The organism is Streptomyces sp. NPDC005266, assembly GCF_040607655.1.
GTDB lineage: Bacteria > Actinomycetota > Actinomycetes > Streptomycetales > Streptomycetaceae > Streptomyces.
The window spans coordinates 1-23,743 of record NZ_JBEXHC010000014.1 but is presented as its reverse complement, the minus strand read 5'-3'; the positions used below and the strand labels follow the sequence as shown (position 1 = coordinate 23,743).

General features: G+C 70.3%; 16 protein-coding genes. 11 read left to right on the top strand and 5 right to left on the bottom strand.

The features are described 5' to 3' along the window. Nucleotides 1–104: 104 nt before the first annotated feature. Complete coding sequence (locus ABZU99_RS23145; RefSeq protein ID WP_355942370.1) at nt 105–1,571, bottom strand: VCBS repeat-containing protein; 1,467 nt, start codon at nt 1,569–1,571, stop codon at nt 105–107. An 833-nt stretch (nt 1,572–2,404) separates the two neighbouring features. Between ABZU99_RS23145 and ABZU99_RS23140 the strand changes: the two genes are divergently transcribed. Further along, complete coding sequence (locus tag ABZU99_RS23140; RefSeq protein WP_356046032.1) at nt 2,405–5,176, top strand: SpoIIE family protein phosphatase; 2,772 nt, start codon at nt 2,405–2,407, stop codon at nt 5,174–5,176. A gap of 98 nt (nt 5,177–5,274) precedes the next feature. Here ABZU99_RS23140 and ABZU99_RS23135 read toward each other — a convergent pair whose 3' ends face one another. Further along, nucleotides 5,275–7,566 (bottom strand): heterodisulfide reductase-related iron-sulfur binding cluster, encoded by a 2,292-nt coding sequence (locus tag ABZU99_RS23135; RefSeq protein ID WP_355942367.1) that lies wholly within the window; start codon nt 7,564–7,566, stop codon nt 5,275–5,277. 261 nt (nt 7,567–7,827) lie between these two features. Between ABZU99_RS23135 and dnaK the strand changes: the two genes are divergently transcribed. From dnaK to proP, 5 genes are all read left to right on the top strand, one after another. Further along, nucleotides 7,828–9,687 carry a molecular chaperone DnaK gene (gene dnaK, locus ABZU99_RS23130; protein ID WP_355942364.1) on the top strand — a complete coding sequence of 620 codons (1,860 nt, stop codon included), beginning with the start codon at nt 7,828–7,830 and terminating at the stop codon, nt 9,685–9,687. Then, nucleotides 9,684–10,343 (top strand): nucleotide exchange factor GrpE, encoded by a 660-nt coding sequence (grpE, locus tag ABZU99_RS23125; protein ID WP_355942361.1) that lies wholly within the window; start codon nt 9,684–9,686, stop codon nt 10,341–10,343. Before dnaK ends, grpE begins: the two co-directional genes overlap by 4 nt. 45 nt (nt 10,344–10,388) lie before the next feature. Next, entirely contained in the window at nt 10,389–11,567 is a 1,179-nt protein-coding gene (gene dnaJ / locus ABZU99_RS23120; protein ID WP_355942358.1) for a molecular chaperone DnaJ, read from the top strand. Between the two features lies 1 nt (nt 11,568). Continuing rightward, nucleotides 11,569–12,042 carry a helix-turn-helix domain-containing protein gene (locus ABZU99_RS23115; RefSeq protein WP_355942356.1) on the top strand — a complete coding sequence of 158 codons (474 nt, stop codon included), beginning with the start codon at nt 11,569–11,571 and terminating at the stop codon, nt 12,040–12,042. Between the two features lie 350 nt (nt 12,043–12,392). Beyond that, entirely contained in the window at nt 12,393–13,922 is a 1,530-nt protein-coding gene (proP, locus tag ABZU99_RS23110; protein ID WP_356046030.1) for a glycine betaine/L-proline transporter ProP, read from the top strand. A gap of 15 nt (nt 13,923–13,937) precedes the next feature. On the opposite strand, the gene ABZU99_RS23105 is transcribed toward proP, so the two are convergent. Further along, nucleotides 13,938–14,342, bottom strand: coding sequence for a TIGR03618 family F420-dependent PPOX class oxidoreductase (locus tag ABZU99_RS23105; RefSeq protein WP_355942353.1), 405 nt, complete (start codon nt 14,340–14,342; stop codon nt 13,938–13,940). A gap of 138 nt (nt 14,343–14,480) precedes the next feature. Here ABZU99_RS23105 and clpB point away from each other — a divergent pair, with 138 nt between their 5' ends. Both clpB and ABZU99_RS23095 read left to right on the top strand, forming a co-directional pair. After that, nucleotides 14,481–17,075, top strand: coding sequence for an ATP-dependent chaperone ClpB (clpB, locus tag ABZU99_RS23100; RefSeq protein WP_356045873.1), 2,595 nt, complete (start codon nt 14,481–14,483; stop codon nt 17,073–17,075). Between the two features lie 135 nt (nt 17,076–17,210). Next, complete coding sequence (locus ABZU99_RS23095) at nt 17,211–17,744, top strand: YbjN domain-containing protein (RefSeq protein ID WP_355942347.1); 534 nt, start codon at nt 17,211–17,213, stop codon at nt 17,742–17,744. Nucleotides 17,745–17,778: 34 nt separating this feature from the next. Here ABZU99_RS23095 and ABZU99_RS23090 read toward each other — a convergent pair whose 3' ends face one another. Further along, nucleotides 17,779–18,975 carry a hypothetical protein gene (locus ABZU99_RS23090; protein ID WP_355942344.1) on the bottom strand — a complete coding sequence of 399 codons (1,197 nt, stop codon included), beginning with the start codon at nt 18,973–18,975 and terminating at the stop codon, nt 17,779–17,781. A gap of 363 nt (nt 18,976–19,338) precedes the next feature. Between ABZU99_RS23090 and ABZU99_RS23085 the strand changes: the two genes are divergently transcribed. From ABZU99_RS23085 to ABZU99_RS23075, 3 genes are all read left to right on the top strand, one after another. After that, a complete protein-coding gene (locus ABZU99_RS23085) occupies nt 19,339–20,469 on the top strand; it encodes an aminotransferase class I/II-fold pyridoxal phosphate-dependent enzyme (RefSeq protein WP_355942341.1) in 1,131 nt (376 codons plus the stop codon). Between the two features lie 757 nt (nt 20,470–21,226). Further along, on the top strand, nt 21,227–21,586 hold the full coding sequence (locus ABZU99_RS23080; RefSeq protein ID WP_355943153.1) for a hypothetical protein: 360 nt from the start codon (nt 21,227–21,229) through the stop codon (nt 21,584–21,586). A gap of 508 nt (nt 21,587–22,094) precedes the next feature. Beyond that, on the top strand, nt 22,095–23,102 hold the full coding sequence (locus tag ABZU99_RS23075) for a zinc-binding dehydrogenase (RefSeq protein WP_355942339.1): 1,008 nt from the start codon (nt 22,095–22,097) through the stop codon (nt 23,100–23,102). A gap of 222 nt (nt 23,103–23,324) precedes the next feature. Here ABZU99_RS23075 and ABZU99_RS23070 read toward each other — a convergent pair whose 3' ends face one another. Next, nucleotides 23,325–23,513, bottom strand: a complete 189-nt coding sequence (locus tag ABZU99_RS23070) for a hypothetical protein (RefSeq protein ID WP_355942336.1) — start codon at nt 23,511–23,513, stop codon at nt 23,325–23,327. Nucleotides 23,514–23,743 lie beyond the last annotated feature (230 nt).

Here is a 23,743-nt window from a genome sequence, read left to right as displayed (position 1 = left end):
GGCGCGGTGCGGGAGCTGTGTGACAGGCCGGTCATTGCGGCCGAGCTGTGACATCCCTTAGGGGGACCCTGGGGGGTTTCCCCCAGGTGGGATGTCCGGTGGTCTCACTGGTCCCGCGCCGTGCCGTCCGGCTCGGCGTGCCGCCGGCCGTCCGCCGCGAAGGGCTTGCTGGTGAAGGCGGCCTTGTCCGCCGCCCCGTTCGTGATCCACCAGCGCTCGGGCCGCTCGCCGTACCGGGAGAAGGCGAGACCGCGGCCCCAGGCGAGCACCACCTCGTCCTTGCCGTCGTGGTCGAAGTCCGCGACGCCGTACAGCCGGGCGGCGCGGTCGTCCTCGCGGACCGCTCTGCCGTCCACACGGGCCGGGACGGCGCGGGTCAGCGTGCGGCGGCGGGCGATCCCCTCCGAGGAGCCCGAGCGGGCCGAGGAGCCCGGCCGCAGGGTCAGGAGCTCGACCCCGCCCCGGCCCAGCGAGACGGCCAGCTCGTCGGTGCCGTTGCCGTCGGTATCGGCGGCGGCCAGCGCGCCCGACATCGTGGGGATCCTGAAGCGGTACGGGAAGGAACCCGTTCTGTGCGCCGCGCCCTTGGTGTAGACGCTCACGGTCTTGCCGATGTCCGGCTTCTCCGTCTCGTCGCCCGGTTCGGTGTTGCGGGTGCCGCTGTCGCCGACCGCGACGTCCCGTTGGCCGTCCCCGTCGAAGTCGCCGAAGGTGATCGCGTTGCCCTTCCGCAGCTTGCGGCCCGTAGTACTGAGGCCATGACGGCTCGCTGTCAGCAGTATGGAGGCGGACTGCTCGTCCTCGTTGACGGTGTGCACCACCAGATCGGTGGCCCGGTGGCCGTCGATCCGGTCGGCGACGAGATCGCCGATCTCACCGCGCTTCTCGTGCAGCGGGCTGTCGTACGGAACGGCCCTGGCGGCCTTGCCCGCCCGGTTGAACGGTCCGTACAGCACCAGCAGGGAGCGGCGGTCCGCACGGACCAGGGCCAGGTCGTGGTGGCCGTCGCCGTTGAAGTCGCCCACGGTGGGGCGCTGGGGATCCACGCCGTCCCGCGGGCCGGTCAGCTGGACGCGGGCCGCGGACCGGGTCTGCCGGGGGCCGCCGGGGCCGCCCCAGGAGATGTAGGGGACGGTCCGGACGGTGGCGTGGACGCGTGCGGTCTCGCGCTTGCCGAGTCGCTCGCCCGCGGTGGTGGTCACATCGGCGTAGCCGTCGCCGTCGAGGTCGGCCGTGGACACCTCGGTCGCGCCCGCGACGGTGATGTCCTCGGAGGGCAGGCCGAGGTCCTTGTGGCCGAGCACGGTGCGGGTGGCCGGATCGAGACCGTGGGCCGAGCCGTGGATGAAGGCGGTCCGGCTGGGTAGGCCCACCTTCCCGGAGGCGACGGGGAGTTGGAGTTCGGGATAGCCGTCGCCGTTGAGGTCGTCGGGCAGCCGACTGCCCTTGCCGTGGGGGACGGGTGCGGTCACGGTGGGGGTGCGGACGGCTCCGGGGGCGGTTTTGCCACCGTGGTGGGATCCCTTGGGCCCGTCGCCGTCGGGGCCGCAGGCGGTGAGCAACAGCGCCACGGCGGCGGCACAGGCGGTGGCGCGGGCCGCGGCACGGGCTGCGGCGCAAGCGGTGGGACGGGTAGCCGCACGGGTGGCGGCGCAAGCGGTGGGACGGGTAGCGGCACGGGCGGTGTGGCGGGGGAGCGGACCAGGGACGCGGCCGGGTGGTGCGGTGGGGGGAGGAGCGGGCGTCATCGGGCCACCTCAGCGTATCGGGGGCGGTTCGGGCCATGGGGCCGGGTACTTCGTTATGAGGGTGATGCGTTGTGTTACGTACCACCCGCCGGTGGTCTTTCCGGGAGATCCGGGACTGATCCGTCCGGTTGACTGTAAAGATGACCTTTGTAGCACAAGGTCTGTCCAGGACATTTACGCATGGGTGGTTGGGGCATGATCCTGTAGAGGATCGCAAGTTTGGTGGAGGAAGGGTTACTTCACGGCCAGGATCGGTAGTTGTTCGAAGCGGGCGAGCGGGGGCCAGCCATGTGCGTTTCGCACGATGCGCGGGTGACGGGTGAGGCGGCGAGACCGATGAAGGAGGGTGCGGACGGGGCGTAGGTGCGATGTCGGACGGGAGCGGCCGGCCGGCGGCGGATGCCGCTCGCTCGCCGCGGGACGAGGGTGCTGGAAATAACGACATGGCAGGACTTGTCGGTCGACCACGGGTGCCGATGGCCCGCGCGATGGCCGAATGGCGCCCACGCGGTCGGCGCGAGCATCGGGACCGGCGGCAACCGGACGATGCGCGGAAGCAACGCGAAAAGTGGGACCAGCAAGACGCCCATGGCCCCTGTGGCCCCAATGACCAAGGGGATCAGCGGGACCCGCACCGGACGCACAGGCAGCACACGCTGCGGCATGCGCACGAGCTCCGGCGGGAGCGGCGCCGCCGGCGCCCCGGGCGCGGTGTGCGCACGGTCGCGGGGCAGGTGTTCGTCCTGCAGGTCGGGGTGGTGCTGCTGCTCGTCGTCGCCGCCGTCGCGGCGCTCGTCCTGCAGTCGCGGTACGACAGCGAGCGGGAGGCCCGTAACCGGTCGATGGCCGTGGCCGAGAGTTTCGCGAGCGCCCCGGGCATGCTGCGCGCGCTGCGCAGCGCCGATCCGGCCGCCGTGCTGCAGCCGCTCGCCGAGCGGGTGCGCAAGGGGTCCGGCGTCGACTTCGTGGTGGCCATGTCGCCGCAGGGGATCCGCTACACCCACCCCAACCCCGACCGGATCGGCAAGCACTTCATGGGCAGCATCCGGCCGGCCGTGGAGGGCCGTACGGTGACGGAGACGTTCACGGGCACCCTGGGCCTCTCCGTACGGTCGGTGATCCCCGTCAAGGACAGCGAGGGGAAGGTCGTCGGCCTGGTCGCGGCCGGGATCACCATCAAGAAGGTGAGCGGCGCCGCCGATCATCAGCTGCCGCTGCTCTTCGGTGCCGCCGCGGCCGCGCTCGCGCTCGCCACGGCCGGCACGGCGCTGGTGAGTCGGCGGCTGCGGCGCCAGACCCACGGTCTGGACCCGGCCGAGATGACGCGGATGTACGAGCACCATGACGCGGTGCTGCACGCGGTGCGGGAGGGTGTGCTGATCGTCGGCGGCGACGGCCGGCTGGTGCTCGCCAATGACGAGGCGCGCCGCCTCTTCGACCTGCCCGCGGACGCCGAGGGCCGGCCGGTGGCCGAGCTCGGCTTCGATCCGCATACGGCCGCGCTGCTCGCCTCCGGCCGCCCCGCGACCGACGAGGTGCACACGGCGGGCGAGCGGCTGCTGTCCGTCAGCCACCGCCCCACGGACCTCAACGGCGGGCCGCCCGGCAGCGTCGCCACCCTGCGCGACACCACCGAGCTGCGCGCGCTGTCCGGCAAGGTCGACCTGGCGCGCAACCGGCTGAAGCTGCTGTACGACGCGGGGGTGTCCATCGGCACCACGCTGGATGTGGTGCGCACCGCCCAGGAGCTGGCGGAGTACGCGGTCGCCCGGTTCGCCGACCATGTCTCCGTGGACCTCGCGGACTCGGTGCTGCGCGGAGAGGAGCCGCCGGAGGGCGCGGCGGGCATCGCAGGCGGGGCCACCCTCCCGGCGAACCCGGGGCCCGACGGCGGGCGGACCGCCCTGCGCCGTACGGCCCTCAGCGGCATCAGCGACGACGGCCCGCTCTACCCCCTCGGCATGCTGATCCAGTTCGGCCCGAGCTCGCCCCAGGCGCGGGGGTTCCGCAGCGGCGCGGTGACCGTCGAGCCGGTGCTGAGCGACTTCGGCGGCTGGCAGGAGCAGGACCCCGAGATGGCCCAGCGGATCGTCGACTACGGCATCCACTCGATGATCACGGTCCCGCTGCGGGCCCGGGGCGTCGTGCTGGGCGTGGCCAGCTTCATGCGCGCGGAGAAGCCGGAACCGTTCGAGGAGGACGACATCTCCCTCGCCGAGGAACTGGTCACCCGCGCCGCCGTCAGCATCGACAACGCCCGCCGCTATACGCGCGAGCACACCATGGCCGTAACGCTTCAGCGCAGTCTGCTGCCGCGGGTGCTGCCCGAGCAGGACGCCCTTGATGTGGCGTACCGCTATCTGCCCGCCGAGTCGGGCGTGGGCGGTGACTGGTTCGATGTGATTCCGCTGCCGGGTGCGCGGGTGGCGCTGGTGGTGGGCGATGTGGTGGGGCACGGGTTGCACGCGGCGGCGACGATGGGGCGGCTGCGGACGGCGGTGCACAACTTCTCCACGCTCGATCTGCCGCCCGACGAGATCCTCTTCCACCTCGACGATCTGATCGCCCGGATCGACGAGGAGGACGAGGGCCACGGCGGTCTGGACGGCGCCGACGGCGGCGTTGAGGTGATCACCGGGGCGACCTGTCTGTACGCGATCTACGATCCGGTGACCCGGCGCTGCACCATGGCCCGGGCCGGTCATCCGCCGCCCGCGGTGGTGGGCCCCGACGGGAGCGTCAAGTTCCCGGATCTGCCGGCCGGGCTGCCGCTGGGTCTGGGCGGGCTGCCATTCGAGACGGCCGAGCTGGAGCTGGCCGAGGGCAGTCAGCTGGTGCTCTACACGGACGGGTTGATCGAGAAGCGCGACCGGGACATCGAGACGGGTCTGGAGATGCTGGGCGAGGCCCTGTCCCACCCGGGGCGGACGCCGGAGGAGACCTGTACGGCGGTGCTGGGCGTGCTGCTGCCCGACCGGCCGAGCGATGACATCGCGTTGATCGTGGCCCGTACGCGGGTGCTGGAGCCCGGCCGGATCGCCGACTGGGAGGTGCCCTCCGACCCGGCGCATGTCGCCGAGGTGCGGGCCGCGGTGGCCCGGCAGCTGATGGCGTGGAAGATGGGCGAGGTGGCGTTCACGACCGAGCTCATCCTCAGCGAGCTGATCACCAACGCGATCCGCTACACGACGGGCCCGATCCGGGTGCGGCTGCTGTGCGACCGCACGTTGATCTGCGAGGTCTCGGACACCAGCAGCACCTCTCCGCATCTGCGGTACGCGGCGACGACGGACGAGGGCGGCCGAGGGCTGTTCCTGGTCTCGCAGTTCGCGGACCGCTGGGGCACCCGCTACACCTCGGACGGCAAGGTCATCTGGACCGAGCAGGCGCTGCCCCCGCCAAAGAACGGAGCGTCGAAACGGCCGTGACGGACGGCCGTAACGGCAAGCCGCGGCCGTCACAGCGGCCGTGAGGAAGCCCGTCCACGAATCCTCGTGGACGGGCTTCCTCACGCGGTACGCGCCGGCTACTTCACCGGCGCCGGCTGCGGCGCCTCGGCGCTCTCGCCGTCGCCCTCCGGCTCGGCGGGCGTCTTGACCGAGTCGAGGAGCAGCTGGGCCACGTCCACGACCTGGAGCGCCTCGTTGGCCTTGCCCTCGTTCTTCTTGCCGTTGACCGCGTCGGTCAGCATGACGAGGCAGAAGGGGCATGCGGTCGAGACGATGTCGGGGTTGAGCGACAGCGCCTCGTCCACGCGCTCGGTGTTGATGCGCTTGCCGATCCGCTCTTCCATCCACATCCGGGCACCACCGGCGCCGCAGCAGAAGCCGCGCTCCTTGTGGCGGTGCATCTCCTCGTTGCGCAGCCCCGGCACCTTGGCGATGATTTCGCGCGGCGGGGTGTAGACCTTGTTGTGACGGCCCAGGTAGCAGGGGTCGTGGTAGGTGATCAGACCCTCGACCGGGGTGACCGGGACCAGCTTGCCCTCGTCGATCAGGTGCTGCAGCAGCTGGGTGTGGTGGATGACCTCGAACTCGCCGCCCAGCTGCGGGTATTCGTTCGCGATGGTGTTGAAGCAGTGCGGGCAGGTCGCGACGATCTTCTTCTTGGACGCCGGCTTCTTCGTCTCCGGGTCGTCCTCGTCCTCGCCGAAGGCCATGTTCAGCATGGCCACGTTCTCCTGGCCCAGCTGCTGGAAGAGGAACTCGTTGCCCAGGCGGCGCGGAGAGTCGCCGGTGCACTTCTCCTCGCCGCCCATGATCGCGAACTTGACGCCCGCGATGTGCAGCAGCTCCGCGAAGGCCTTGGTGGTCTTCTTCGCCCGGTCCTCCAGGGCGCCCGCGCAGCCGACCCAGTACAGGTAGTCGACCTCGGTCAGGTCCTCGACGTCCTGGCCGACGACCGGCACCTCGAAGTCGACCTCCTTGGTCCACGCCAGGCGCTGCTTCTTGGCCAGCCCCCAGGGGTTGCCCTTCTTCTCCAGGTTCTTGAGCATCGTCCCGGCCTCGCTCGGGAAGGAGCTCTCGATCATCACCTGGTAGCGGCGCATGTCGACGATGTGGTCGACGTGCTCGATGTCGACCGGGCACTGCTCGACGCAGGCGCCACAGGTGGTGCAGGACCACAGGACGTCCGGGTCGATGACGCCGCCCGCGGCGAAGCCGCTATCAGACGCAGCCTCCAGCGTCCCGATCAGCGGGCGCTCGGCCTCGGCCAGAGCAGCGGCCGGAACATCTTTCAGCTGCTCCTCGCTCGCCTTCTCCTCGCCCTCGGCGGTCTTGCCGCCGCCCGCGAGCAGGTAGGGGGCCTTGGCGTGCGAGTGGTCGCGCAGCGCCATGATCAGCAGCTTGGGGGAGAGCGGCTTTCCGGTGTTCCAGGCGGGGCACTGGGACTGGCAGCGGCCGCACTCGGTGCAGGTGGAGAAGTCGAGGATGCCCTTCCAGGAGAAGTGCTCGATCTGGGAGACGCCGAACTGGTCGTCCTCGCCCGGGTCCTCGAAGTCGATCGGCTTGCCCTCGGACACCATCGGCTGCAGCGCGCCGAGCGCCACCTCGCCGTCCGCGTTCCGCTTGAACCAGATGTTCGGGAAGGCGAGGAAGCGGTGCCAGGCGATGCTCATGTCGATGTTCAGCGAGACGGTGATCATCCAGATGAACGACGTGGCGATCTTGACCATCGCGACGAAGTAGACGAGGTTCTGCAGCGTGGTCAGGCCCAGCCCCTTGAAGGCCAGGACCAGGGGGTACGAGAACAGGTACGACGCCTCGTAGCCCTCCACGTGGTGGAGGGCCCCCTCCAGGCCGCGCAGCGTGACGATGCAGGCCCCGACGATGAGGATGACGTACTCGACGAAGTACGCCTGCCAGGCGGTCGAACCCGCGAAGCGGGACTTGCGGCCGGCCCGGGACGGCAGGTTCAGCAGGCGGATGACGATCAGGGTGAGGATGCCCAGGGTCGTCCCCGTGCCCATGACCTCGACCAGGAGCTCCCAGGGCAGCCAGTCACCGATGACCGGAAGGATCCAGTCGGCCTGGAAGAGCTGGCCGAAGGCGTTGGCGATGGTGAGGAGCAGGCTGAGGAAGCCAACCGCGACGAACCAGTGGGCGATGCCGACGATGCCCCACTTGTTCATCCGGGTGTGCCCGACGAACTCCCGGACCAGCGTCACGCTGCGCTGCCAGGGATTGTCGGTCCGGATGCCCGCCGGGACCGGCGCGCCGAGCATGAAGAAGCGTACGAACTGCACGACGGCGCGGCCTAGCAGGGCAACGCCGACCGCAATGAGGACCAGCGACACGATGATCGCGGCGAGTTGCATGTGGGGCTCCTCGAACCTGCGAGAGCGATGATTACTAAGCGGTAACTTAATTTCTCCTGACCGACATTACCTGTCCGGGCGTGCGCCCATGTAGTCGACCAGCCGGTGATCTGCGTCGCTCACAAGCCCCATGCCCCACACTCTTGGGCATAAGACTCATATAAAACTTGAGTCATGCCGACTCAGGTCTGTTGACAGCGAAAAGTCGATCGTGCACGCTTGAGCGTGTTCCACTCAATGCTGTAGCTGGAGGATTGCGAAATGGCACGTGCGGTCGGCATCGACCTGGGCACGACGAACTCCGTCGTCAGTGTTCTCGAAGGCGGTGAGCCCACCGTCATCACCAACGCCGAGGGCGCCAGGACCACGCCGTCCGTCGTCGCTTTCGCGAAGAACGGCGAGGTGCTGGTCGGCGAGGTCGCCAAGCGCCAGGCGGTCACCAACGTGGACCGGACCATCCGGTCGGTCAAGCGCCACATGGGCACCGACTGGAAGATCGACCTCGACGGCAAGAACTTCAACCCCCAGCAGATGAGCGCCTTCATCCTGCAGAAGCTGAAGCGGGATGCCGAGGCGTACCTCGGTGAGAAGGTCGCGGACGCGGTCATCACCGTCCCGGCGTACTTCAACGACGCCGAGCGCCAGGCGACCAAGGAAGCCGGTGAGATCGCGGGCCTCAACGTCCTGCGTATCGTCAACGAGCCTACCGCCGCCGCGCTCGCCTACGGGCTGGAGAAGGACGACCAGACCATCCTGGTCTTCGACCTCGGCGGCGGCACCTTCGACGTCTCGCTGCTGGAGATCGGCGACGGCGTGGTGGAGGTCAAGGCCACCAACGGTGACAACCACCTCGGTGGTGACGACTGGGACCAGCGCGTCGTCGACTACCTGGTCAAGCAGTTCAACAGCGGCCACGGCGTCGACCTGTCCAAGGACAAGATGGCCCTGCAGCGCCTCCGCGAGGCCGCTGAGAAGGCGAAGATCGAGCTCTCCAGCTCGACCGAGACGTCCATCAACCTGCCCTACATCACGGCCTCGGCCGAGGGCCCGCTGCACCTGGACGAGAAGCTCACCCGCGCCCAGTTCCAGCAGCTCACCTCCGACCTGCTGGAGCGCTGCAAGACCCCGTTCCACAACGTCATCAAGGACGCGGGCATCTCGCTGTCCGAGATCGACCACGTCGTCCTGGTCGGTGGCTCCACCCGTATGCCCGCCGTCGCCGAGCTCGTCAAGGAGCTGACCGGCGGCAAGGAGGCCAACAAGGGCGTCAACCCGGACGAGGTCGTCGCCATCGGCGCGTCCCTCCAGGCCGGTGTCCTCAAGGGTGAGGTCAAGGACGTCCTGCTGCTCGACGTCACCCCGCTGTCCCTCGGCATCGAGACCAAGGGCGGCATCATGACCAAGCTGATCGAGCGCAACACGACCATTCCGACCAAGCGCTCGGAGATCTTCACCACGGCCGAGGACAACCAGCCGTCCGTGCAGATCCAGGTCTACCAGGGCGAGCGCGAGATCGCCGCGTACAACAAGAAGCTCGGGATGTTCGAGCTGACCGGTCTGCCGCCGGCCCCGCGCGGCGTGCCGCAGATCGAGGTCACCTTCGACATCGACGCCAACGGCATCATGCACGTCGGCGCGAAGGACCTGGGCACCGGCAAGGAGCAGAAGATGACCGTCACCGGTGGCTCCGCGCTGCCGAAGGACGACATCGACCGCATGATGCGCGAGGCCGAGCAGTACGCGGAGGAGGACCACAAGCGCCGCGAGGCCGCCGAGACCCGCAACCAGGCCGAGCAGCTCGTCTACCAGACGGACAAGTTCCTCAAGGACAACGAGGACAAGGTCCCCGGTGATGTGAAGACCGAGGTCGAGGAGGCGCTCGCCGGGCTGAAGGAGAAGCTCGAGGGCGAGGACACGGCCGAGATCCGCACCGCGACCGAGAAGGTCGCCGAGGTCAGCCAGAAGCTGGGCCAGGCCATGTACGCCAACGCCCAGGCGGACGGCGCGGCCGGTGCCGGCGAGCCCGGTGCCGAGGGCCAGGCCAAGGCCGATGACGACGTGGTGGACGCCGAGATCGTCGACGACGAGAAGGCCGACAAGGGTCAGGGTGGTGCCGCGTGACGGAGGAGACCCCGGGCTTCGAGGAGCAGCCCGACGTCCCCTCCGAAGCCGCGCAGACCGCTGACGACGCGGCGAAGGGCGCCGGGTCCGCCGACAAGGCGGGCCCGGCAGCCCCGGCCGGGGACGTAGAGCAGGTAGCCCTTCAGGCGCAGCTGGACCAGGTCCGTACCGCGCTCAATGAGCGGACGGCCGACCTCCAGCGGCTCCAGGCGGAGTACCAGAACTACCGGCGCCGGGTCGAGCGGGACCGGGTCACGGTCAAGGAGATCGCGGTGGCGAACCTCCTGACCGAGCTGCTGCCCGTGCTCGACGACATCGGCCGCGCCCGTGACCACGGCGAGCTCGTCGGCGGCTTCAAGTCCGTCGGCGAATCGGTGGAGACGCTGGCGGCGAAGCTGGGCCTGCAGCAGTTCGGCAAGGAGGGCGAGCCCTTCGACCCGCTGGTGCACGAGGCGCTCATGCATGCGTACGCGCCGGATGTCACCGAGACGACGTGCGTGCAGATTCTGCAGCCGGGGTATCGAATCGGCGAGCGAACGATCCGCCCCGCGCGGGTGGCGGTCGCCGAGCCCCAGCCCGGTGCCACCCCGTCCAAGGGCGGCGAGGGCGAGGGGCCGGCGCAGGACGAGGAGAGCGGTGGCCCGGAAGAGGGCTGACGCGACAGTGACAGCGGGAACAATCGGAGAGGAGGGACGTCGAGGATGAGCACCAAGGACTTCGTCGAGAAGGACTATTACAAAGTCCTCGGCGTCCCCAAGGACGCCACCGAGGCAGAGATCAAGAAGGCGTACCGGAAGCTCGCCCGCGAGTTCCATCCGGACGCCAACAAGGGCGACGCCAAGGCGGAGGAGCGCTTCAAGGAGATCTCCGAGGCGAACGACATCCTCGGCGACCCCAAGCGGCGCAAGGAGTACGACGAGGCCCGCTCCCTCTTCGGCAACGGGGGATTCCGCCCCGGGCCGGGCGGAGGGGGCTCCCCCGGCAGCTTCAACTTCGATCTGGGCGACCTCTTCGGGGGCGCCCAGGGCGGCGCCGGCGGTGCGGGCGGCTTCGGCGGCGGGCTCGGGGACGTCTTCGGTGGCCTCTTCAACCGCGGCGGAGCCACCCGTACCCAGCCGCGCCGCGGCCAGGACATCGAGTCCGAGGTGACGCTCAGCTTCACCGAGGCGGTGGAGGGGGCCACGGTTCCGCTCCGGATGTCCAGCCAGGCGCCGTGCAAGGCATGCTCGGGCACCGGCGACAAGAACGGCACGCCGCGCGTGTGCCCGACCTGTGTCGGCACCGGCCAGGTCAGCCGCGGTGGCGGGGGCGGCTTCTCGCTCACCGACCCGTGCGTGGATTGCCGGGGCCGCGGGCTGATCGCGCAGAACCCGTGCGACGCCTGCAAGGGCAGCGGCCGGGCCCGCTCCGCCCGCACCATGCAGGTCCGTATCCCCGCGGGCGTCAGCGACGGCCAGCGGATCCGGCTGCGCGGCAAGGGCGCCCCGGGCGAGACCGGCGGTCCGGCCGGTGACCTCTACGTCATCGTCCATGTGGACCCGCATCCGGTCTTCGGCCGCAAGGGGGACAACCTGACCGTCACCGTGCCCGTCACCCTCCCGGAGGCGGCGCTCGGCGGCGAGGTCAAGGTCCCGACCCTGGGCGGCCCCCCGGTCACCCTGAAGCTGCCGCCCGGCACGCCCAACGGGCGGACCATGCGCGCCCGCGGCAAGGGCGCGGTGCGCAAGGACGGCACCCATGGGGACCTGCTGGTCACCGTCGAGGTCACGGTGCCGAAGGACCTCAGCGACAAGGCGCGGGACGCGCTGGAGTCGTATCGCGAGGCGACCGCGGGCGAGGACCCGCGGGCGGAGCTGTTCAAGGCCGCGAAGGGAGCATGAGATGGACGGCCGAGGAGTAATCGGAGGCAGGGGCGGGGGCCGGTCCCGCAATCCCTACGAGCTGACCGACGAGTCGCCGGTGTACGTCATCTCGGTCGCCGCTCAGCTCTCCGGCCTGCATCCGCAGACTCTGCGTCAGTACGACCGCCTCGGCCTGGTCTCCCCCGACCGCACCGCCGGCCGCGGCCGGCGCTACTCCGCGCGCGACATCCAGCTGCTCCGCCAGGTCCAGCAGCTGTCCCAGGACGAGGGCATCAACCTCGCCGGGATCAAGCGCATCATCGAGCTGGAGAACCAGGTCGCGGCTCTGCAGAACCGGGTCGCCGAGCTCCAGTCCGCGGTGGAGGGCGCCGCGGCGGCCATGCAGCAGCGCGAGGCCCAGGTCCACGCCTCCTACCGCCGCGACCTGGTCCGCTACCAGGACGTCCAGCAGACCAGCGCGCTGGTCGTCTGGCGGCCCAAGCGGTCGGAGTGACGGGCGGACCGCCCTGACGTCGGCAGGCCGGCAGGCGCCGGCGACCCATCCCGGGTCGCCGGCGCCTGCTGTTCGTCGCCTCCCGGGGCAGTGGCGGCTGCCGTCGCCCGGGGCCCTGTGACCGCGGCTGTGGGCGAGCCTTCGGGGCGGGCGAGAGGCACCATGGAGATACGGGATCCGAAGCCTGAGCGCAACGGGGGGTTCGGGGGCAGGCGACGGTAGCGCGGAGCAGATCAGACCCTGTCGGCAGGGATGTGATGGGTACCGGTTCCACACCACCGCGTGAACCGAACCGCGGCCGCCCGAGGCCGGGCGGCCGGCGGGGTGGTGGCCGCGAGCGCACCGAGCGGCTGTACCGGACGCTGCTGCGCCGCCGCAAGGAGCCGCTGTCCATCGAGGACGTCACCGTCGTCGACCGGCCGCGGATGCGCCGCGCGGTGGCGGCGACGGCGGTCGGCAACATGATGGAGTGGTTCGACTTCGGCGTCTACGCGTATGTCGCGGTCACCCTCGGAAAGGTCTTCTTCCCGTCCGACAACCCCGCCACCCAGGTGGTCTCCACCTTCGCGACCTTCGCGGTCGCGTTCCTGGTGCGTCCCCTCGGCGGGCTGGTCTTCGGGCCGCTGGGCGACCGGATCGGGCGGCGCCGGGTGCTGTCCACCACCATGATCATGATGGCGATCGGCACCTTCGCGGTGGGCATCCTGCCCGGCTACGACTCCATCGGCCTGGCCGCCCCGCTGCTGTTGCTGGCCTGCCGGGTGGTCCAGGGCTTCTCCACCGGCGGTGAGTACGCCGGGGCGACCACGTACATCGCGGAGTTCGCCCCCGATCAGCGCCGCGGCTTCCTCGGCAGCTGGCTGGACTTCGGCACCTTCGTCGGTTACGCGCTGGGCTCCGGCCTGGTCACGGTGTTGACCGCCGTGCTCGGCGAGGACGGGATGGTGGACTGGGGCTGGCGGGTGCCCTTCCTGGTCGCGGGGCCGCTCGGGCTGATCGGCCTGTACATGCGGCTGCGGCTGGAGGAGACCCCGGCGTTCCAGGCGGAGGCCGAGCGGGCGGCCGAGGCGGCGCAGGAGGCGGCGGCCCGGGGCGATACCGAGCCGGTCGAGGACGCGCGCCAGTCCGGCCACGGGCGGCTGAAGGAGATCTTCACCAGGCACTGGCAGGCGGTGCTCATCTGCATGGGCCTGGTGCTGCTCTACAACGTCACCAACTACATGGTCACGTCCTATCTGCCGACGTACATGACCTCCACGCTCGGCCAGAAGGCGACCGTCGCCCAGACCCTGGTGCTCGCCACCATGCTCGTCGTGGCGCTGACGATCACGCTGGTCGGCCGCACCTCCGACCGCTGGGGGCGCAGACCGCTGTTCATGGCCGGCAGCGTGGGGATGATCGTGCTGGCCGTTCCGGCGATCCTGCTCATCCGGGCGGGCGGCATCCTGATGCCCGCCATCGGCTGCCTGGTCCTGGGCCTGCTGCTGGTCATCTTCGCGGGTACCAGCGCCGCGACGCTGCCGGCGCTGTTCCCGACGAGGCTGCGCTACGGCGCGCTGTCGATCTCGTACAACATCTCCGTGTCGCTGTTCGGCGGTACGACACCGCTGCTGGCCTCGTGGCTGGTGGCCACCACGCACAACACCCTGGTGCCCGGGTTCTATCTGATGGTGGCCGGTGCGATCGGCCTGGTCTCCACCTTCTTCCTGCACGAGACGGCCGGTAAGCCGCTGCGCGGCTCGGGGCCCATGGTGGAGAGCGAGGAGGAGGCCCGTACGGCGGTGGCGGAGAGCCGGACCGAGGCCGGGCGCAGGGCGCGTGATGTCTGGCTCGCGGTGCGCCACCCCCGGGCCCACCACCACAAGAACGAGGAGGGGTGACCCCGGGGCCTCACCTCAACCCCGGCCCATCGCTCGGGTGAGCGTGATCTCGATGAGGACCCGGTCCGGGTTGGGGCGCGGGGTGCGCTGGTAGCGCTCGGCGTAGCGGCGTTCCGCGTCCGCGATGAGCTCCGGCTCCGTACGGACCACCGCCCGGCCCTCAAGGGTCGCCCACCGTTTTCCCGCCAGCTGGCAGACGGCGACGGGCGCGCCGAGGTCGCCCGCCGCCCGGATGTGGGCGACCTTGCGGCTGTGCCGGTTGGTGATGACGCGGGCGAGCCCGGCCTCGGGGTCGTAGGTGACGCCGACCGGGACGACGTGCGGGGTGCCGTCCGGGCGCGGGGTGGTCAGGGTGCACAGATGGCGTTCGCGCCAGAAATCGAGGTACCCGGGGTCGGGGTTGCGAGGGTCGATGGCCATGGTCCAGAACCTAAGGCCAGAAGACTGGCGTCGCCGAGGTTGAGTGAACTAGACTCAAGTTTGCGGATATTGCGTAGGGCAGGATTGAGAGAGCCGTCTGAGCAAGAGAGCCGTCTGAGCAAGGAGGAGCACAGCGACGTGGATGCCGAGCTGACCAACAAGAGCCGGGCGGCGCTGAGCGCCGCCAATGACCGGGCGGTATCCGCCGGACACGCGGACCTGACGCCCGCGCATCTGCTGCTCGCCCTGTTGCAGGGCCAGGACAACGAGAACGTGATGGACCTGCTGGCCGCCGTCGAAGCCGACGCGGCCGTCGTGCGGAACGGGGCCGAGCGGCTGCTCGCCGCCCTGCCCAGCGTGCAGGGCTCCACGGTGGCCCCGCCGCAGGCCAACCGGGATCTCCTGGCGGTCGTCGCGGACGCGTCCCAGCGCGCCAAGGAGCTCGGGGACGACTACGTTTCCACCGAGCACCTCCTCATCGGCATCGCAGCCAAGGGCGGCCAGGCGGGGGAGCTGCTCGACCAGCAAGGGGCGAGCGCCAAGAAGCTGCTCGCCGCGTTCGAGAACGTCAGGGGTGGACAGCGGGTGACGACGCCCGATCCGGAGGGCACGTACAAGGCGCTGGAGAAGTTCGGCACCGATTTCACCGCCGCCGCGCGCGACGGCAAGCTCGACCCGGTCATCGGCCGGGATCAGGAGATCCGGCGCGTGGTGCAGGTGCTCTCGCGCCGTACCAAGAACAACCCGGTGCTGATCGGCGAGCCGGGCGTCGGCAAGACCGCCGTCGTGGAGGGTCTCGCCCAGCGGATCGTCAAGGGCGATGTGCCCGAGAGCCTGCGGGACAAGCGCCTGGTCGCCCTCGACCTCGCTGCGATGGTCGCGGGCGCGAAGTACCGCGGTGAGTTCGAGGAGCGGCTGAAGACCGTCCTGGCCGAGATCAAGTCCAGCGACGGCCAGATCATCACCTTCATCGACGAGCTGCACACCGTGGTCGGCGCCGGCGCCGGGGGCGACTCCTCGATGGACGCCGGCAATATGCTCAAGCCGATGCTGGCCCGCGGTGAGCTGCGGATGGTCGGCGCCACCACCCTGGACGAGTACCGGGAGCGGATCGAGAAGGACGCCGCGCTGGAGCGTCGCTTCCAGCAGGTCCTGGTCTCCGAGCCGACCGTCGAGGACACCGTCGCGATTCTGCGCGGGCTCAAGGGCCGCTACGAGGCCCACCACAAGGTGCAGATCGCGGACGGCGCGCTGGTCGCCGCCGCGACGCTGTCCGACCGGTACATCACCTCCCGCTTCCTCCCCGACAAGGCCATCGACCTGGTCGACGAGGCGGCCTCCCGGCTCCGTATGGAGATCGACTCCTCCCCGGTCGAGATCGACGAACTGCAGCGCTCCGTCGACCGGATGCGGATGGAGGAGATGGCGCTCGCCCGGGAGACGGACGAGGCCAGCAAGCAGCGCCTGGAGAAGCTCCGCCGCCACCTCGCCGACACGGAGGAGGAGCTGCGCGGGCTGACCGCCCGCTGGGAGAAGGAGAAGCAGGGGCTCAACCGGGTCGGCGAGCTCAAGGAGAGGATCGACGAGCTGCGCGGCCAGGCCGAGCGCGCCCAGCGCGACGGGGACTTCGACACCGCCTCCAAGCTGCTGTACGGGGAGATCCCGGCCGTCGAGCGCGAGCTGGCGGAGGCATCGGAGGCCGAGGAGGAGGTGCAGCGGGAGGACCGCGACACCATGGTCAAGGAGGAGGTCGGCCCGGACGATGTGGCCGATGTGGTCGCCTCCTGGACCGGGATCCCCGCCGGCCGTCTGCTGGAGGGCGAGACCCAGAAGCTGCTGCGCATGGAGGACGAGCTGGGCAAGCGGCTGATCGGCCAGAGCGAGGCCGTACGGGCCGTCTCGGACGCCGTGCGCAGGACCCGGGCCGGAATCGCCGACCCGGACCGGCCCACCGGATCGTTCCTCTTCCTCGGCCCGACCGGCGTCGGCAAGACCGAGCTGGCCAAGGCGCTCGCCGACTTCCTCTTCGACGACGAGCGGGCCATGGTCCGCATCGACATGAGCGAGTACGGCGAGAAGCACAGCGTGGCCCGGCTGGTCGGTGCCCCGCCCGGCTACGTCGGCTACGAGGAGGGCGGCCAGCTCACCGAGGCGGTGCGCCGCCGCCCGTACAGCGTGGTGCTGCTGGACGAGGTGGAGAAGGCCCACCCCGAGGTCTTCGACATCCTGCTGCAGGTCCTCGACGACGGCCGGCTCACCGACGGCCAGGGCCGGACGGTGGACTTCCGCAACACCATCCTCGTCCTCACCTCCAACCTGGGCAGCCAGTACCTGATGGACCCGCTGCTCGGCGAGGAGGAGAAGAAGCAGAGCGTGCTGGAGACCGTCCGCGCCTCCTTCAAGCCGGAGTTCCTGAACCGGCTGGACGATCTCGTGGTCTTCTCCGCGCTCAGCCAGGACGAGCTGGCCCGCATCGCCGAGCTGCAGATCGACCGGCTGGCCCGGCGCCTGGCCGAGCGGCGGCTCACCCTCGACGTCACCCCGGCCGCGCTGGCCTGGCTGGCCGAGGAGGGCAACGACCCGGCGTACGGGGCGCGGCCGCTGCGCCGGCTGGTGCAGACCGCGATCGGCGACCGGCTGGCCAAGGAGATCCTCTCCGGTGAGGTCCGGGACGGCGACACGGTCCGGGTCGACCGGACCGACGGCGGGCTGCTGGTGGGCCCGGCCCGGTAACGGCCCAGCTGGTGGGCCCGGCCCGGTAGCGGCCCGGTCGGACGGTGCCCTTGATCGGACAAAGTCCGGCCAGGGTTGCACGGCGGGGGCGGGTGTGAGGGAGGATGGCGGTATCCATACGAAGGGAAATCCACGGTGAGCATCGACCCGTCCTCGATTCCGAATTTCGGGGGCCAGCCCGAGCCCGAACCGGCGGGTCCGAGTGGCCCCGTGCTGCCCGACCAGGACCTGGTCAAGCAGCTGCTGGAGCAGATGGAGCTGAAGTACGTCGTCGACGAGGAGGGGGACCTCGCCGCGCCGTGGGAGCAGTTCCGCACCTACTTCATGTTCCGCGGTGAGGAGGAGCAGCAGGTCTTCTCCGTCCGCACGTTCTACGACCGTCCGCACGGCCTCGACGAGAAGCCGCGGCTGCTCGAGGCGATCGACGACTGGAACCGCCGTACGCTGTGGCCCAAGGTCTACACCCACACCAATGACGACGGCACGGTCCGGTTGATCGGTGAGGCGCAGATGCTGATTGGCACCGGCGTCAGCCTGGAGCACTTCGTGTCCAGCACGGTCAGCTGGGTGCGGGCCTCCATCGAGTTCGACAGGTGGCTTGTCGAGCAGCTCGGTCTGGAGGCCGACATCGAGTCCGGCGACGACGACACGCCGGACGACGAGGCCTGAGCCGCGTCGGCCCGACCCCGGCATGGGCCCCGCCTCAGATGGGGACGCGGGCCACGGTCAGCAGGTACGTCCCGTACAGCCAGGAGAGCCCGGCCAGCGCGCCGCCCGTAAGGACGACGGTGCGCGGCCGGGCTCTTGCCATGGCCAGGGCCGCCGGGAGCAGCAGCGGAAAGGCGGGCAGCAGAAAACGCGGCTTGGAGGCGAAGTAGTTGGTGCCGCCGAGCGCGAGGACGACCAGGGTGAGGGTGTAGACGAGCAGCGCGAGCGGCGGCGGGCGCAGCGCGAACGAGACGAGGGCAATCAGCATGGCGCCGAGGATCGCGAACGCCATGTAGTGCGCCAGGGTGCCCTGCCCGGTGATCAGGTGGCGGATGAAGCGCAGGCTGCCCACGCCGAGGTCGAAGTGGGAGCCCCAGTCGTCCTGGACGTCGAAGTAGCCGTGCCAGGTGCCGCGCCGACGGCCCACCCAGCCGAGAAAGGCGCACCAGCCGACCGGTGAGAGCGCGGCGCCCGCCCAGACCCGCCAGGACGCACCGGTCCGCCGCCGCCAGATCTCGACGGCGGCGCAGCAGCACACGGCCGCGGCGACCGCGATGCCATTGGGCCGGGAGGCCCCGGCGAGCAGGGCCAGCGTTCCGGCCCACAGCCAGCGGTGGGTCAGCACGGCGTACAGCGACCAGGCGGCCAGCGCGGTCAGCAGCGGCTCGGTGTACGCCATGGACTGCACGATCGCGTGCGGCAGCAGCCCCCACAGCACCACCAGCGCGGTGGCCACCCGCCGCCCGTGCAGCCGGTCGCCGATGGCGAAGATGCCCCAGGCCGCCAGGCCCGCCGAGGCCCACGCGATCAGCAGCCCGGCGGTCACCGCGGTGACGGGCACGACGCTGGTGACGGCCCGGACGAGGGCCGGGTGGAGCGGGAAGAAGGCCAGGTCGCTGAAGACATGCTGAAAGTCGGCGGCCGGGCGGCTGGTGCCGTAGCCGTGCCGGGCGATGCCCGCGTACCAAATGGCGTCCCAGGTGAAGCCGAGCAGCGTGCGCGGACGCTTGCCGGTCCATGCGGCCCAGAGCGTCACGCACGCCATCCCGGCGATCCGCACGGCGGCGTACAGGGCGAGCCCGGGCCCGGCACGGCGCAGTGAGGCACCGGTGCGTATCGCCGCTCGGCGGTACGCGGGGGGCTTCTCGGGCGGTTCCGGGGGGCGTAGGGACAGCGAGGTGTCGGCGGACACAGGGCGCCTCCGGGGCCGGGCACGCGACGGTCACGGGCACGCGACGGTCACGGGCACGCGACGGTTACGGGCACGCGACGGTCATGAGCCGAGCCCCGCGGGGACGACGGGGCTCGGCGCGGCTGACACCAAGACCATGCGGGACGCCGCCCGCGGACGCGACCGGAGGCGTCCGCTCGGGGGATGGCCTGCCGTGGCCACCGGTCGCCCGGTCCCCGTCCGCCTGCGCCTATCGTGAAGGCCAGACCTCCTCGAGGGATGCCGGACGTCGGAAAGCAGGAGCGCATGGGGACGAGCGGGACGGCTGACGCGCGCAGAGCTGTGGGCACGGCGGGCTGGGGCCCCGCGGCAAGGGTGCGGGACATGGGTACGTCGATCTTCACGGAGATGACGGAGCTGGCGCGCCGCACGGGGGCCGTGAACCTCGGGCAGGGCGTGCCGGAGCTGGCGAGCCCCGACGCGCTGCTCAAGGACGTGGCGGAAGCGGTGCTCTCGGGCAACAACCAGTACCCGCCCGCCGTCGGCTTCCCCGCGCTGCGCGAGGCCGTCGCCGAGCATCAGCTCCGGCGGTACGGCCTCGACTACAACCCCCAGGGCGAGGTCCTGGTCACCACGGGCGCCACCGAAGCGCTCGCCTCGGCGCTGCTGGCGCTCTGCGACCCCGGTGACGAAATCCTGGCCTTCGACCCCTGCTACGACGCGTACGCGGCGGACGCCCGGCTGGCCGGCGCCCGGCTGGTGGCCGTCCCCCTGGTGAGCGACGGCGACGGCTTCGCCCTCGACGCCGACGCGCTGCGCGCCGCCGTGTCGCCGCGCACGCGGGTGCTGGTGCTGAACACCCCGCACAACCCGACGGGGAAGGTCTTCACGGCCGGCGAGCTGGCAGCGGTCGCCGAGATCGCCCAGGACCACGCGCTGACCGTCCTCACCGACGAGGTCTACGAACACCTGGTCTACAACGGGGTGCGTCATGTGTCCATCGCCGCGCTGCCCGGCATGCGGGAGCGCACGCTGACGATCTCCTCGGCGGGGAAGACCTTCAGCGTGACCGGCTGGAAGATCGGCTGGGTCTGCGGTCCGGCCCCGCTGGTCGCCGCGGTCGCGGCCGCGAAGCAGTTCCTCACGTACGCGTCGGGGACCCCGTACCAGGAGGCGCTGGCGCGTGCCCTCGGCTCGGTGGAGGAGTGGGCCGCGGACCTGCGCGAGACCCTGTGCCACAACCGGAACCTGCTGAGCGAGGGCCTGACCCGGGCCGGCCTGCGCCCCTACCGCGCCGACGCCGGGTACTTCCTCCAGGCGGACGTACGGCCATGGGGTTACCCGGACGGCGTGACGTTCTGCCGTGAACTGCCGGAGCGCGCGGGCGTGGTGGCCATCCCGACGTCGGCCTTCTACCAGAGCGCCGACGCCCCGGCATGGCTCGTCCGGTTCTCCTTCTGCAAGCGGGAGGAGTCGATCCGGACGGCGGTTGAACAGCTGGTCACGGCGCGCTGACGGGGGGCCGGGGGCGCGCGGCGTCCCCCGCCCGCAGAGAGGGGACCGGACTGGACCGAGGGCCGACTCCGAGCCGTCCGGCCGGCGACCCCTGAACCCCTGAACCTCTGAACCTCTGGACTTCCTCAACTTGCGTTCACGGATGAGCACCTGCGGCGGCGCCCAACTCGCCATCCCTGAGCAGGGGCAGACCGTCGACAACTGTCATTGTCTGTCGTCGTGGGCCGTCCTCGGACGGCCCAGAGACGGCCCCGGATAGTGCCGGATCACGGCCCTTGGCGCCAGGTGTTGGTACGCCGACTAGGCGCTGCGCGGCCGGCGCCCGCTGACGCCATCGCAGGCGTTGTGGGCCATATGTGGGCCAGCGCGCGAGAGTTGGGACTGCTTCGAAGTGAAAGCCCAGGTCAGGGTATGGGCATGTTGCGCGATCGCGACGCTCTTGAAAACCGTCGTGGCAGCGATGTCACCGTGGGTTCAAATCCCACACCCACCGCAGGTGAACGGCCCCTGACCAGGTAAATCGGTCAGGGGCCGTCCTCGTTCGCGCTGTCCGTGAGTGCCCGTGGTTCCCCGCTAGTTACCGGTCGATCGGGCGCGGCAGGGGCACGGGCACCTTCTGATCCGTAGCTCTAGCGGGATCGGTCAGCGGGGGGCATGCCGGCTGCTGGGTGGGCCCGGAGGGACGCTACGGTGCGGGGGCGGTTGCTGGGGTTGCGGTACCTGGCTGCTGTACCGCAAGATCCAAACGGGGGTGACCATGGAACGGCATGTGCTGGAATCGCTGTTGGTCGGTGATGACGAGGCGTCCGTGATAGCTCTGGCCGCCCTCCGCAGCGGCGCCCCCTACTCGGTGGAAGAGCGGATACAACCCGCTGGTGCGCATGCCGGAGTCTTCAAGCGCCGACTTCAGCGCATGCGGATGCGCGGATTCGAACCTCTTGGGCTGGAACGAGCAGTGCAGCTCATCAGCGAATATGGCCGGCCTGTGCGCACAGCGCTGATCGATCCTGACAATCGGACACGGTTCACCCTGCTCTTCCTCACCGAGGACGGCAGCGCACTAGTGGCCTGCGCTAGCTGGCCGCTGCCGCTGGTTGCCAGGAAGCCACCGCTTTAGGAGCGAGGTGGGGCGACCTCTGGCCTGACCAGCGGGTTCCCTGCCTTCGTCGGGGTCCGGCGGCACGTACCCCTGCGCACCTCGATTCCCCGTGAGTCCCCCTTCGTTCTGGCACGAATGTGGCACGCCCGCTCTTCGTCCCGAAGCAATGAGGGCGACCGTGTGACCAGCGAACGGGCCGCACGTGACCTGCGCGAACTGTCCGAGAGGGTCCGCGGATGTACGCCTCGGTGCGGGGCCGTTGTAGCGCAGCTAGAACTCAGTCGGTGCCGTGAGCCGTCGGTTACACCACACCTCCGGACGTGACCAGGGACGCCTCGTATGTGCCGAGACCCGATCGGCCTATGCGGCTGTGCTGCTGGTTGCCCACCGTGCGAGCGTGAACGTGGGCTGCGTGACGGCGGGCGGCTGATGCGCCTGGACGGTGCATTCAGCGGACAGCCTGTTGCGGCGGGACGTCGGCTGTCCCTTCCAAGCACCGCGCGTACCAGGGCGCAGGAGGAGAGCCATGAACCAGCGTGTCGTCTACACCCGTGGCGGATCGCCCGCCGAGGTCCTGACGGTCATCGAGGAGCCGGAGCCGGCAGCGCCCAAGCGCGGTCAGGTCCTCGTCCGCACCACTGCCTTTCCGGTACACCCTGGCGATCTCCAGGCCATTGGGGCCTACCCGGGGGAGGCTGCGGATCCGGTGACGCCGGGCATCGAGGCCACCGGCGTGGTGGAGGCGATCGGCCCGGAAACGCACGTGGCGCCGGGTGTCGAGGTCGGCGGCCGCGTGGCGGTTTTTCCCCAGTCGGGGTCGTGGTGCCAGTGGTTCATGGCGGATGCCGAGGCCGTCGTCGCCGTTCCGGAGGAGTTGCCGGACGAGGTCGCCGCACAGATGTTGGCGAACCCGCTCACCGCGGTGATGCTGCGCCGTGAGGCGCAGGAGCACGCTGCCTTTGGCTACGACGGTTTTCTAGTGCAGACCGCCGCGGGTTCGTCGGTCGGGCGGCTGGTGACAGGCGTGTCTCAGTTCCACAACTTCGCGCTCATCAACATCGTCCGTAGCGAGCGCGGTGCCGCCGAGCTCCGCAAGCGGTTCCCGGATGTGCCGGTCGTGTCGACCGAACATCCGGGCTGGGCCGAGGAGGTTCGCAAGGCGGCCAGCGGCCGGCCAGTGAGCGTGGTCCTCGACGCGATTGGCGGGAACATGGCGGGGGACCTTGTGGACCTCCTTGCGCCGGGCGGGAAGCTGGTCAGTTACGGAATGATCGCTGAGGAGCCGATCTCGGTGCATGCATCAACGCTGGTGAGCAAGTCCTTGACGCTGCGGGGCAAGAACATCATCAGCGGGTGGCCTTCCGAGGCCTCCCCCGAGAGGCGGGCGTCCGACATCGCCACCGCGAAGCAGATCGCGTTGGCGCTCACGGACCAGTTCGACGTGGCCGCCACGTACCGCCTCGGAGAGCTGGCTGACGCCGTGGAGCACGCGGTACGGCCCGGCAAGGTCGGCACCGTCCTCGTCCGCCCCTGACAGCGGCAGCGGAGGTCGGTGGAGTCAAGCCACGAACGATCTTGAAAACCGTCGTGGCGCGAGTCACCGTGGGTTCATTCCCACACCCACCGCGCAGGTTGAAGGCCCCTGACCAGCAACATTGGTTGGGGGCCTTCGGTCGTGCGGGCTGCCCGTTGGTGACCGCCATTCCCCGTGGTTCCCCTACCGATCGGGCACGCGAGGGGCACGGACGGATGACGGCTACCGCTTCAGCGCTCGATAGCGCTTCAGGAGATCAGTGATCTTGCCGGGATCGGCCTGACTGTTCAGCTCTGCCAGAAGGTCGTCGGGGCAGAGTTCGTAGTGGTCACCCCACCAGCGTCGCCCTTTGTTGTCCCAGATCCTGTAGCCGCCCGGCACTCCGCGCGCGCCGTACCGCCGCTTGCTCACGATGCCCCTCCCACCATTGTTGCCCTGGTCAGCGAAGCAGGGCAGGTCGCAGAGCACGACTTCATTAACCCACCACTCTCCCAGCTCCCATCCCGTCCGCCGTCGACCCACACACCGTGGACCGGGCGTGGTTCATGGCGTCCAGGTGGAGCGCGCCACTGTACGAACGACTGTGAGGATTCACTGCGGCGCTGCTCGGCAGGCCTGACCCACCGAACGATTGACGCTTC

Coding starts and splice junctions, on each gene's coding strand:
- ABZU99_RS23135 (WP_355942367.1), bottom strand. CDS start 7,566: ATGCAACTCGCCGCGATCATCGTGTCGCTGGTCCTCATTGCGGTCGGC.
- dnaK (WP_355942364.1), top strand. CDS start 7,828: ATGGCACGTGCGGTCGGCATCGACCTGGGCACGACGAACTCCGTCGTC.
- dnaJ (WP_355942358.1), top strand. CDS start 10,389: ATGAGCACCAAGGACTTCGTCGAGAAGGACTATTACAAAGTCCTCGGC.
- ABZU99_RS23115 (WP_355942356.1), top strand. CDS start 11,569: ATGGACGGCCGAGGAGTAATCGGAGGCAGGGGCGGGGGCCGGTCCCGC.
- ABZU99_RS23105 (WP_355942353.1), bottom strand. CDS start 14,342: ATGGCCATCGACCCTCGCAACCCCGACCCCGGGTACCTCGATTTCTGG.
- ABZU99_RS23085 (WP_355942341.1), top strand. CDS start 19,339: ATGGGTACGTCGATCTTCACGGAGATGACGGAGCTGGCGCGCCGCACG.
- ABZU99_RS23080 (WP_355943153.1), top strand. CDS start 21,227: ATGGAACGGCATGTGCTGGAATCGCTGTTGGTCGGTGATGACGAGGCG.
- ABZU99_RS23075 (WP_355942339.1), top strand. CDS start 22,095: ATGAACCAGCGTGTCGTCTACACCCGTGGCGGATCGCCCGCCGAGGTC.